At 44.6% G+C, this 12,634-nt stretch carries 10 protein-coding genes; all 10 read right to left on the bottom strand.

Features of this window, described 5'->3' with window-relative positions; genetic code table 11:
• Positions 1 to 165: 165 nt before the first annotated feature.
• Entirely contained in the window at positions 166 to 1,767 is a 1,602-nt protein-coding gene (locus tag ACVC7T_RS08010) for an ATP-binding cassette domain-containing protein (RefSeq protein WP_394731331.1), read from the bottom strand.
• Between the two features lie 592 nt (positions 1,768 to 2,359).
• Positions 2,360 to 3,904, bottom strand: coding sequence for a peptide chain release factor 3 (locus tag ACVC7T_RS08005; protein WP_447262760.1), 1,545 nt, complete (start codon positions 3,902 to 3,904; stop codon positions 2,360 to 2,362).
• A 142-nt stretch (positions 3,905 to 4,046) separates the two neighbouring features.
• Positions 4,047 to 4,736, bottom strand: a complete 690-nt coding sequence (locus ACVC7T_RS08000) for a YwaF family protein (protein WP_238140724.1) — start codon at positions 4,734 to 4,736, stop codon at positions 4,047 to 4,049.
• Positions 4,737 to 4,820: 84 nt separating this feature from the next.
• Complete coding sequence (locus tag ACVC7T_RS07995) at positions 4,821 to 6,182, bottom strand: UDP-N-acetylmuramoyl-tripeptide--D-alanyl-D-alanine ligase (protein ID WP_105160172.1); 1,362 nt, start codon at positions 6,180 to 6,182, stop codon at positions 4,821 to 4,823.
• 218 nt (positions 6,183 to 6,400) lie between these two features.
• Entirely contained in the window at positions 6,401 to 7,069 is a 669-nt protein-coding gene (locus ACVC7T_RS07990) for an ABC transporter ATP-binding protein (RefSeq protein WP_105110801.1), read from the bottom strand.
• 9 nt (positions 7,070 to 7,078) lie between these two features.
• Positions 7,079 to 8,152, bottom strand: coding sequence for an ABC transporter permease (locus tag ACVC7T_RS07985; RefSeq protein WP_447262759.1), 1,074 nt, complete (start codon positions 8,150 to 8,152; stop codon positions 7,079 to 7,081).
• A gap of 2 nt (positions 8,153 to 8,154) precedes the next feature.
• Positions 8,155 to 8,535 (bottom strand): OsmC family protein, encoded by a 381-nt coding sequence (locus tag ACVC7T_RS07980; RefSeq protein ID WP_105110799.1) that lies wholly within the window; start codon positions 8,533 to 8,535, stop codon positions 8,155 to 8,157.
• A gap of 92 nt (positions 8,536 to 8,627) precedes the next feature.
• On the bottom strand, positions 8,628 to 9,674 hold the full coding sequence (locus tag ACVC7T_RS07975) for a D-alanine--D-alanine ligase (RefSeq protein WP_105160169.1): 1,047 nt from the start codon (positions 9,672 to 9,674) through the stop codon (positions 8,628 to 8,630).
• A 247-nt stretch (positions 9,675 to 9,921) separates the two neighbouring features.
• Positions 9,922 to 10,518 (bottom strand): recombination mediator RecR, encoded by a 597-nt coding sequence (gene recR, locus ACVC7T_RS07970; protein ID WP_105110797.1) that lies wholly within the window; start codon positions 10,516 to 10,518, stop codon positions 9,922 to 9,924.
• A gap of 8 nt (positions 10,519 to 10,526) precedes the next feature.
• Positions 10,527 to 12,614 carry a penicillin-binding protein PBP2B gene (gene pbp2b / locus ACVC7T_RS07965; RefSeq protein ID WP_447262758.1) on the bottom strand — a complete coding sequence of 696 codons (2,088 nt, stop codon included), beginning with the start codon at positions 12,612 to 12,614 and terminating at the stop codon, positions 10,527 to 10,529.
• Positions 12,615 to 12,634: the final 20 nt, after the last annotated feature.

Genomic DNA, 12,634 nt, shown 5'->3' with positions numbered 1-12,634 from the left:
GGATTTAGGAACTTTACGAACTTTAAAAACAAGATATATATTGCTTTAAACATCAAAAATGAGAGAACGAATTTCGTCCTCTCTAGGTGTTAGCTTTTCATCTACCCACTACAGTTGACAAAGAGCCTAAAAAAAGCAAAAACCCCAGAAGAGTTTTTGCTGTTGTCAAACTGATAGATGAACCTGCTCATCAAAGAGGGCTAAAAAACTTTCCTCCTGAGAGTGTGTCACAACAATCACCAGTTTGTCCCTTATTTTCTCGAGACTATCCGCAATCAATTGTTCGCTTTGAGAATCTAAGCCTGTTGTAGGTTCATCAAATAAAAAGACCTCTGCATCACGGTAAAGGGCACGCGCCAAATCAAACCGTCTCTCTTCCCCACCTGATAATTGCTGAGAAGAGGTCAAGAGAGTAGCAAATCCATCTCCCTGCCGATAGAACCAGTCCTCTAAACCAACTTGCCGCAAGCAACCCATTGCTTTATTCTCATCTAAAGGCGCAAACAAGGTCAAATTATCCCCGATGCTAGCTGTAAATAGATTGGTTTTCTGCGGTAGGTAATAGACTTTCCGAAAGAGGGCAAGCTGGTCCAGTTCTGCCAGATTCCTCTGGTTGACCAGGACTCTTCCAGCCTCTGGTTTCTGAATCCCCAGCAAGAGGCGGAGCAAGGTCGTCTTCCCACTCCCACTCTTGCCCAAGATAGCATATTTTTTATTGGCTTGAAAAAGATAAGAAAAATTCTCCACAATCAGATGGTCCTGATAGCGACAGTCAATCCCTTCCAGACCAAGGCTCGTAATGGATTCCTTCAAAACTGGCTTGGCAGCGTGACCTTCTTCCTTCCTATTTAAGAGACCTGTCAACTCCTCCACAACCGTCCGACTAGACAGATAATCCGTCAGCAAGCCTGACATGGTTTGGATAGGCCCAGCCACCGTCCCCATCAGGGTTGTCATAGCAATCAAATCTGAAATGTTCAGCAGACCTTGGAAAACAAATATCCCTCCAATAATCCATGAACCTGAATAGACTATGCTGCTCAAACTGTAGGAAACCGCATAGGTCTGAGATTGTTTTTTGGCAAAACGGTTAGCACGCCTGGTGTATTCCTGATTGGATGCCGCCAGCTTGTCTTTAAAAACTGGCGTGATGGTGCTGATGCGGATAAAAGAGAGAGCTTCTACAAACTCACTAAACAAGGCGAGATAAGCATTCTTCTCCTCTTGACTGTCCTTTGTCGCACGAGCTAAAATCCCCTTATTAATCATCGGAGCCAAAAATGGAATAAAGCAGAGCGCCAACATGATCATAGCCATGGTTCCTTGAAGATAAAGAGCCCCTATCAAGGAAAAACTAAAGACTAATATGCTTGTCACCATGGATAGAAGCGGCGTTAGATAGGTAGTTTCTAAGATGTTCAGATGATGAACCAAGACATGGACCTTATCTGCCTGACTGTCTTTTGCTGCCTCTCCTAAGTCCTCACTCGCATAGACCATCATTAATTGATTGCGCGTCTCTTCCATAATCTGATTGATTGCCTTAAACTTGAGATAGCGCGGCAGGTAATCAAAATAACCGTCACATAAAAAGAATACCACTGCAATCACCGAACTAGTCACAAATGCCTTTTGGTCACCAGATAAGGCCGCTTCCGAAACACGCGCATAAATAAAACCCGTTGCCGCTAAAATCAGAGCATAGACCACCGACACAGCAATATAAGCAACTACTGCCAACTTGCATTTTCTAAGGTAGTAAATCAAAGTTCAGACCTCCAATCCATTTCCATTTATATAACTATAGTATATTATAATAATACTTTTGTTGCAATGATAACAAAATTAAAAAAAGCCAGGACTTGCCTGACTTCTTATAGGATTGATTGGATTAGCTGAAGAAGGTAAGCTGCTTACCATCAGCCCTCATCTCCAACCTTTCACCTCGCTTGACATCTCTAGGCTCGGGCTGAAACAGTCTTTTCATAGACTGTTTCACTCAACTGAACCTCGACGCAGTAGGACTCAGCCAATCATCCTTCACTTCGTTTGGATTCTTGGGAGACCCTTGCGGAGGTAGTGCGACGAAATCGAGTTTGCAAAGCAAACTACCGATTTCTGCCTAATGGCGCAGTAGGCGTCAACAAATCTCTCTTGGCATTGCTTGAGTTCTTTGGACGCCCTTGCGAGGGAAAGACGACGAAATCAAATCAACTTTGTTGATTACTGATTTCTGTACAGAGACGCAGTAGGTCTCGGCCAATCATCCTTCACTTCGTTTGAATTCTTGGGAGACCCTTGCGGAGGTAGTGCGACGAAATCGAGTTTGCAAAGCAAACTACCGATTTCTGCACTACTCTCACATCTTCTCTTCCAACTCCACATCCGGATACTTGTCTGCAAACCAGCGGAGGGCGAAGTCGTTTTCAAAGAGGAAGACTGGTTGATCAAAGCGGTCTTTGGCTAGGATGTTGCGGCTTGAAGACATCCGTTCATCCAGGTCTTCTGGCTTGATCCAACGAACAGTCTTTTTGCCCATTGGGGTCATAACTACCTCAGCATTGTACTCACCTTCCATGCGGTGTTTGAAAACTTCAAACTGGAGCTGACCAACGGCACCCAGCATATACTCGCCTGTCTGGTAGTTCTTGTAGAGCTGGATAGCCCCTTCTTGCACCAGTTGCTCGATTCCCTTGTGGAAGGATTTTTGTTTCATGACGTTTTTAGCAGACACTTTCATGAAAATTTCCGGGGTAAAGGTTGGCAGCGGTTCGAATTCAAACTTGTTCTTGCCTACGGTCAGGGTATCTCCTACCTGGTAGGTTCCTGTATCGTAAACCCCGATAATGTCCCCCGCCACTGCATTTTCCACATTCTCACGGGACTCGGCCATGAACTGGGTCACGTTGGACAACTTGGCTCCCTTTCCTGTACGAGGCAGGTTGACCGCCATACCGCGTTCAAATTCACCCGAAACCACACGAACAAAGGCAATACGGTCGCGGTGACGAGGGTCCATGTTGGCTTGGATTTTGAAAACAAAGCCTGAAAAGTCTTTGTCGAGCGGGTCAATGACATCACCAGTTGTCGTCTTGTGTCCATGTGGCTCTGGTGCAAACTCCAAGAAGGTATCCAGGAAAGTCTGTACACCAAAGTTGGTCAGGGCTGAACCGAAGAAGACAGGTGTCAAATCGCCATCCAAAATGGCCTGCTCTGAAAATTCATTTCCAGCCTCCGCCAAAAGTTCAATATCATCCAGAACTTGAGCATAAAATGGGTTAGAGCCAAATAACTTATCACCCTCATCCAAGCTTGCAAAACGCTCCTCGCTACGGTAGAGTTCCAAACGTTGATTGTGAAGGTCATAGAGCCCCTCGAAAGATTTCCCCATACCGATAGGCCAGTTCATGGGGTAGCTAGCGATGCCCAAGACTTCTTCCAATTCCTGCAACAAATCAAGCGGCTCACGACCGTCACGGTCCAACTTGTTGATAAAGGTAAAAACAGGAATGTTGCGGTGCTTAACAACCTCAAAGAGTTTTTTGGTTTGGGCCTCGATACCTTTGGCAGAGTCCACCACCATGACAGCCGCATCCACCGCCATCAAGGTCCGATAGGTATCCTCAGAGAAGTCCTCGTGTCCTGGCGTATCCAAAATGTTAACACGCTTGCCCGCATAGTCAAACTGCATAACAGACGATGTAACAGAGATACCACGCTGTTTCTCAATATCCATCCAGTCAGACTTGGCAAAGTTACCAGTCTTTTTCCCCTTAACCGTCCCAGCCTCACGAATCTCACCCCCAAAGTAGAGCAACTGCTCGGTAATAGTGGTCTTACCCGCGTCCGGGTGAGAGATGATCGCAAAGGTGCGGCGTTTCTTAATTTCATCTTGAATTGACATATTTCTTATTTTCCTTTTTTCAAATAGCAGAGCTGGTCACCGATTCGTCCATCCACAGATAGTTGACAGACAAAAAAGAGAGCCACTACTGCAACTTTCTCATTATACCGAAATTCAAGGGAATTTTCAAACTATCTGAAAATCAATGTCTAACCCAGTTCCAATCCGTTTTTTTTAGAAGATTCTGAACCAAACTATTAACTAGCAGAACAGCAAATACAAAGAGCCCGGTCTCCAATAAGAAGTTGAAGGCAACATTTTCACTGTTAATCAAGGGCGTTTTTGATAAAAATCCATAATTGCCCTTCAAAAAGAGATTGGCTAGCAACATCAAACTATGGGTCAACAGTGTCACCCGAATCACAAAGGTCCTGTCCAAATCATCCTCCTTCTGCTCAGACAGCAGATAGATAAGGCTGTTAACCGCCAAAGCGTAATGGCCGATAATAAAGCTCAAAATGGTGACGTGAGGGAAAGCAAAGGGGTCAAAAACTGGATAGACAAAGGCCACAAGAGAGCCAAAGAGTCCCAGGCAGGCAAAATACCGCTTGAGCGGACCAGGCTTGGCAAAAAGCATAAAGAGCATAGACAATCGACAATGATAGAGGGGGAGACTCTCGGACAAGGTCCAGTCTACGGCCATGTACCAGGAATAAAGGGCAATGACCTGAAGGCATTGCAAGCCCCAAAAGAATCGTCTGATCTTAGGCGAACGATGATAAACAACTGCTAAGTAAAGCAGGCCAACATAGATGAGCAAGAGCGACAGATAGGTCAAAATATCCAGCTGGGGAGCTTGACTGCGATGACTGGTAAAAAACACTTCAAACACTGGAGCCTCCTTGACAAGTATTTTAATTAGTATATCAAATATCGACAGAAGTAACAAGAGCTAATTGAATAAATAAGTCTTTCTTTACTTTTCTAATTCCTCAACCAGCTTGGCCAAATTCATAGAATTAGAGCCCTTGAGAAGGATTTGGTCGTTTGGACCTAAAACTGCTTTGACCTGAGCAACTAAGTCATCAAACTGATTCTCTTCCGCAGTTTTCTTGAAGAAATAGATCTTACCAAGCGGGAACATCTGACTAGCCAGCTGAGATAGCTCCTCAATATCCTGACCATAGAAAATCACTGTATCTAGGACATCCGGTGATAGACTCATAATCATTTGATTGTGGAGGTCGACCGATTGAGCACCCAACTCCTTCATCTCCGCCAGAACCGCAATTTTCTTACCACCTTGGTTGGCTGGAATACTTGAAAACGTCTCTAAAATCAAGCGCATGGCCGTTGGATTGGCATTGTAGACATCACTGAGAATATCTGCTCCGTTTGCCGCCTTCTTCCACTCGGTGCGGTTGCGGGTCAAGTTTAGACCAGCTAGGGCTGACTTGATTGCCTCATCAGGCACACCCAAGGTCTTGCCCACATAGCTTGCTACCATGGCATTGGTGGCATTGTACTTGCCTGTTACTGGGAGGAAAATGTCGCCGTCCATAAAGTTGACGGTGAAGGTCAGGCTATCTTTTGACTCGACAAGACTGGTCACCTGCAAATCAGCCTGCTCACCGAAGCGAATGAGGTCTACATGGCTCGGCAAGAGCTTATCCGCAATCGAATCTGCTGGGATCAAGAGTTTACTACCTGGCTCCATTCCATCTGCAATCTGTAATTTTCCTTTGGCAATCTCTTCTCGTGAGCCGAAAAATTCCAAATGGGCTTCACCGAACAGGGTAATGACAGACAGGCTTGGCTTGGCAATTTCAGATAGGAGATGAATGTCACCCAAGTGGTCTTGACCCATTTCCAAGACCACTTTTTCTGTATCGTCAGGCATATGAAGTACGGTGTATGGCAGACCAATTTCGTTGTTATAGTTGCCCTGAGTCTTGTAAGTCTTGTAAGTCATCGCTAAAACATCATGAATCATGTCCTTGGTGGTGGTTTTACCGTTTGAACCTGTCACAGCAATGACTTCTACCCCTGTTTTCTCTAGGTAGTAGGCCGCTAATTGTTGTAGCGCAGCCAGACAGTCGTCCACTAGGATATGGGGGACATCAAGAATGACCTCAGACAGGGTAGCCACGCAGCCATTTTCAAAAGCCACAGGAATAAAGTCGTGACCGTCACGCGCACCCTTGAGCGGAACAAAGAGGTCGCCCGCTTCAATCTTGCGGCTGTCAAATTCGACCTGGCGGAGCGGTGTGTCGGGGTAGTTCGTTACATCATTTTTTGCGCCCACAACTTGAGCGACTTCGTGTAAAGTTAATTTCATTTGATTTCTCCATGTATCGTCATTTAGTTTATCTTTTATTACTTCGACGAATGAGGAAACTTTTTTTCCTTATTTCCAACCTCAAACAAGGTCATTGTTTAAGATTATCTTGCCGTACTCTAGTACAGCCTACGACTCGTTGCCTAGTACTAAAAGCAAACTAAAAGACTATAAAAAGAGCCGATGGGCTCTTTCCATTATATCACTTTTGCCTTTATTTAGCGAACCTGGGTAAGAACGCCGTCCTTCATCTCGTAGACATTATCGCATTTTTCAATCATACGCTGGTCATGGGTCACCATGATGATAGACTTTTTCCGCTCCTTGCTCTCTTTGGCCAAAAGATTCACCACTTCAAAGGCCCGATCACTATCTAGGCTGGCTGTCGGTTCATCTGCTAAAATCAGGGCTGGATCATTATAGAGAGCCCGTGCAATGGCAACTCGCTGGCGCTCCCCACCTGACAAATCCTTGGGAAACTTATTTTTCAAATGGTCCACACCCAATTCTACCAAGAGCTCATGGCGCTTGCTGGGATAGGCTGATTTATTGACCTTGTCCACCAATATCAACTGCTTCTCAACGGTTAAAAAAGGAATGAGATTGGAGGCCTGGAGGACAAAACCGATATCACGGTAGCGGAGCTTGGCCCGTTTTTTCTCTGGCAAATCAGAATAATCTTCTTGGTTAATGAGAACACGGCCAGCTGTCGGTGTTTGCAGACCACCTGCCAGGGTTAGAAAGGTAGATTTTCCCGAACCAGACGGCCCGATAATAGCCACAAATTTCCCCTCTTCAATAGAGAAATTGGTCGGCTTGAGGGCGGTGATAGTCTGACTTCCGTCCTGGAAGGTTTTACTTATATTTTCAAAAATCAATGTTTTCATATCAACCTCCTAGGATAGATTTTTCAACGGGTCGACCTTGAAGATCGAGCGAATGGAGAAACTTGCCCCCAGTAGAGCAAAGACAATCAGAGCAGCCCCAATAGTCAGATAGAAGGTCCAATTGTTTTCAAATGGCACAGCGCTTGGCAAACCTAAGGAAGACAAGTAGGTTCCAGCCAGACCAATGACTGTCCCAAAACCTGCCAGCAAGAAGGTTTGAGCCAACACAGATCTTGAAATATAGGCATTTGACAGACCTTGGATTTTCATAAGCCCGAAAATCGGAGACTTTTGGGTTGTCAACACAAAGATGAAAATACCAATGACAATGGCTGAAATCACAATCAAAAAGCCAATCATAAAGCCGAAGGTCATATTTTGTGCCTTATAGCCTGGCAAATTCTCAATAAAATCAGCGGTGGCAACATTTTCCAAATCTGCTGGAAACTTATCTGCTGCACCTCGAACAATGATCGCACTGGCCAGCTTACTAGAGACCTGCTGATCGTCGCCCTGCATGAGATCACCAAAGGCTTCCAAGTCCATATAGACAACCGGAGCTACACCGAAGTAAGCCTTGTCCGTATAGCCAACAATGGTCACTTTTTTATCCGTACCAGATAGATAGATCTCATCTCCTAGACCAAATCCCTCAACCTGAGCTAGATTTTGCTCGACAACAATCTCTCCAGCTTTTTCATAGAGACGGCCTTGGACAATATTGGGCTCTAAGAAACTATCAGCCTCAACCGCAAAGATATTGACTTTTTCCTTGTCATCCGAACTGGCATCTTCCTTAACATAGGCGACACCAGCCTGTTGGCGGATGAGAGCCTTCTGGTCTGCCTCCACTTTGTCAATCAACTGAGCATCGATTTTTGAGGCTGTTATCAGACGATTGGCTTCCGAGGATACCAAGACAGAATCTGCCTGCCACTTGTCCACCGCAGTACGGTTTTCCTGCATGAGACCATAGGCCAGGCCTGTCAGGAAAAAGACCAGATAAGAAATCAAGATTAAGAGCCCTAAAATCAGGCCGTAGCGCAGCTTGTTTTGCCGCATTTCTTCAATCGCTAAAAACACTTTTATTCCACACTTTCTAAGACCACAAAGCTTGTGTTGATGGTCAAGTCCTCTCTCAAAAGAACCTTGACATTGCACTTCTTGTCCACGTAGGCTAGGATAGCCGCCTGCTTTTCACTTGAGACCGCCTCAGCAATGGCGATAGTCAAGTCAAAACGGTCATTTTCTAACTGACTTTCCACCTGGACAGACATGGTTTTATTATTTTCTTGGCTGGCATAATAGCCTTGTACACACATGGTCACGCAGGCCGCTAGGGCAATATTGACCAGACTGACAGGTGTCTCGCCTTTCTCAGTCACCCCAAAGCTTGTAATAGGATTTCCGTATCCAGCCGACGTCGCTTGAAAAAGAGCATCCCCCTTGACTTTCGTTTGATACATAACTTTCCTCCATACATATACATATCATTGTAGACCATTCTGAAAGCCATTGCAAGAAAAAAGATTGGAGCATTCCAACCTTTCTCACTGCCTTAAATCAAATGGCTTTCTCGTTTGTCAAACATTTCCTTGGCTAGGCTAACCAGCTCTTCAATCAAGTCTGGATAAGCCAAGCCCATATTGTCCCAAAGCAGGGGATACATGGACCACTGGGTAAATCCTGGCATGGTATTGAGCTCATTGAGGAAAATGTCGCCTTCTTCTGTCAAGAAGAAATCACAACGGGACAGTCCGCAACCACCGATGGCACGGAAGGCCTTGGCGGCATTGTCACGCATGATATCCATGATAGACTCATCAATCTTAGCTGGGATTTCCATGGTGATTTTGTTGTCGATGTATTTGGCATCGTAGTCATAAAAAGCAACGTCTTTAACAACTTCGCCAGGAAGGGTGGTTTTCACGTCAGCATTTCCCAAAAGACCAACCTCAATCTCACGCGCGTTAACACCCTGCTCAACGAGGACACGGCTGTCGTACTTGAATGCCAGATCAAGTGCCTTACGCAAGCCAGCTAAATCCTCAGCTTTTGAGATACCGACACTTGACCCCATATTAGCTGGTTTTACAAAGACCGGATAAGTCAATTTTCCTTCAATCTCTGCAATCTTATCGTCGATATTTTCACCCTCGATAACTGCTACATAAGGTACTTGGGAGATTCCTGCTGATTCAAGAACGCGCTTGGTAGTGATTTTATCCATGGCAACGCTGGAAGACAAGATATTGGTGCCCACATACGGCATACGAAGCACTTCCAAGAAGCCTTGGATCGAGCCATCTTCCCCCATTGGTCCGTGAAGAACTGGGAAGACAACCGCATTTTCTTCATAAATGTCGCTTGGACGGATTTTTTGTTCTGCTACAATCGTGTCATTGGTCATCAATTTTTCATCCGCTGACGGCCTTGATGAAAATTCCTGAGTTTTGATAAAGTCACCTGCCTGTGTGATAAAGTAGGTCTTAACGAAAAACTTATCATAATTGATGGCCCGCATTACACTCTCAGCAGACAAAACAGACACTTCACGCTCAGCTGAACGACCACCGTAAAGCAAAACTAGCATTTCTTTTGACATAGATATTCCTTTTCTAAAACTTGATAATTCTCTACTTAATTATAACATATATAAGTTGAGAAGATAATGATTCAAGGTTCCACAAGACTTTCCGTTAACCAACTTAACAATTTTTCCAGATGACAGTCTGCGACGGTTTAAGAAGAAAAACGATTTATTTTTCTTCTTAAACCTACTAGTGCAAATTTTAGGTAGACCGCCGTAAAGCGGCTACCGTTGATTGACTAGAAACTTGAGTTTCAGTCAATCATAGCTCTGTCCTGTTCTCGATGGCACGCAGGAGGGTAACTTCATCCGCGTATTCGATATCGCTTCCGACTGCCAAGCCTCTCGCCAAGCGAGTAACCTTGATTCCCGCTGGTTTGAGGACTCGTGAGATATACATGGAAGTTGCCTCCCCATCTGCTGTCGCATTGGTCGCTACAATCACCTCTGTCACCTCATTTTCCATCAGGCGGGTCAGTAGAGTTTTCAAGTTAATATCGTCTGGTCCAATGCCATTCATAGGGGAAATCAATCCTTGCAAGACATGGTAGAGACCGTGGTATTCTTGGATATTTTCCAAGGCTGTCACATCTCGACTGTCTTCTACAATTAAAATGGTCGACTGGTCACGACTGGTATCTTGACAAATGCCACAAGGATCCTGGTCTGTCAAATTACCGCAAATGGAACAATAAGCTAAATCCCTCTTGGCCGCCAGGAGATTTTTAGCAAATTCGTTAACCACATCATCTTCCATACCGATGGTATAAAAAGCCAGTCTCGTAGCTGTCTTAATACCAATACCGGGTAATTTGGAATAACTGTCAATCAATTTTGCTATGGGAGTTGGGTAGAGCATAGGCCTCCTTAATTCATTGGGTAAAGTGAATGGTATAGATTAATAATTTCTGTCACAATAGTCATGCTAGCTGTGGAATTAAAATCTGTCAGATTTGGTAGAACAACTGCTACAGCAATTTTAGGATTAGCACTTGGGGCATAAGCTACGATATTGGTATTTACAGCACTTATAACCTGACCATTTCTATCCGTCGTAAATGTCTCAGCAGTACCTGTTTTTGCGCTAATCGACACAGCAGCACCATTACTGATTTGATGCCCGGTATTAAAGCTACCACTTCCATTTGCTACCTGATAAAATCCCTGTTGTAGAATAGCCAAATCCTGTTCTGAGATGGCAACTTTATTGAGTTCTGTACTTGTCTTCTTCTCAATTAACTCACCTAAACCACCTTCTGCGCTATTCCCATAAATCCCCTCCACCAAGTGAGGAGCTACTCTAGTTCCATTATTGGCGATTGTCGCTACATATTGAGCCATCTGCATCGGTGTATAGTTATCAAACTGTCCAAATGCATTCGTAATAAAGTTTGCGGTGGAATATTCTTCTGGTAAGAAACCTGTTGATTCAAGCGGTAAGTCAATTCCTGTTGGAGCACCTAATCCATATTCCGCAAAAGTAGAACGAAGTTTTGTCATCGCATTTGTCAATGCATCTCCATCGTTCAAAAACATATTTGGCGAATAGGTTTGACCTAATAACCCCAAAGCAATTTTTACCATGTAAGCGTTTGAAGAATATTCCAGAGCCTCTGTCGTATCAATATTACTACCAGAGGCCCCATACCAAGATGTAATTGGTGCTGAACCTGCAAAATAGATTGGTTCGTCTAACTGCACTTGATTGCCACTGATAACCCCATTTTCCCATCCAGAGCTAATTGTAGCACCTTTGACAATGGAACCAGGGGTAAAGACACTCGTAATCGTACCAAGAGCATCTTCGGTAATGGTACTTGAGCCTTTTTCGTGTTTATAACCCGACATGGCCAGCACTGCACCAGTAGTCGGTTCTAAAGCTACAGCATATACACCATCTGAATAGAGTGCGCTTCCGGTTGATAACTCACTTTCAAAGTATTTCTTCAAGATAGCATTCACACCTTCTTGAAAGGCTAAATCAATAGTTAACTTGATATTATTTCCTTTTTGACCTTCTTGGATTGTATCGATAGACTCGACATTTCCATTTCGATTGAGCTTGACTTCCTTGAGCTCTCGTTGCCCTTGCAAGACGCCTTCGTACTGCTTTTCAAGGTAGGCAGTTCCCACACGGTCGTTCAGATAATAGCCCTTGGCCAGATAATCTTCAGCATCTTCTGCAGGGAGACCAACCTGCTCCGTCGTCACCGTTCCAATAATCGAGGAAAGCGAGGTATCTTTGACAAGACGGTCCCAATTGGTCACTGTTGTAACCCCGGGCATGTCCTGCTCATGAGAAGCAATCAAGGCAATCTGTTCTGCATTGAGGGGCTGGGTTGCTAGGCGGACGGTCTCAAAAAAGCCAGCCTTGTTCATTTGGGTAAAGAGGTAGACAACCTTCTCTTCAGCCTCCGTCAATTGTAAATCTTTGGGGTCCAAGCTTTCTACGGCATTGGCATAAATTGTTCCTTCGCTCAGGAGGTTTCCATCGATACCGAACCGCTTCTCTCTTGGGAGCTCTGCGACAACCTTTTCATAGATATCTGTATCCGCCAAGAGGTAATCTGCCTTGTCCCGCTCCGACACACGAATATCCTCAGGTAAGGACACCCAGGCTACCAATTTTTCCGCAATATCCCGAATTCCTTTGGCAGTGATTTTATTTGACCGAGTAAAGGACACCACCTGGCTTAACTTATTTTCAACAAGCGGAAGACCTTTGGCATCATAAATCTGACCGCGGACCGAGCTTCTTGACACCACTTTTTGACTGGCAGTCTCTAATTTTTGGACATAAAAATCTTTATTGATTAGCTGCATATCCACTAAACGAGCAATCAGGACTGAAAACAGGAAGACGACAATGGCAAACAGCATGTTCAACCGCCTTGGGATAATCCTATCCTCTCGCCCCACTCGCGAAGGCAATTTATTCGACACATCGGACCTCATTCTAGAAAGTTTCTACTTAT

The organism is Streptococcus sp. P25B114, assembly GCF_053010325.1.
This window is presented reverse-complemented; position numbering and strand designations above follow the sequence as displayed.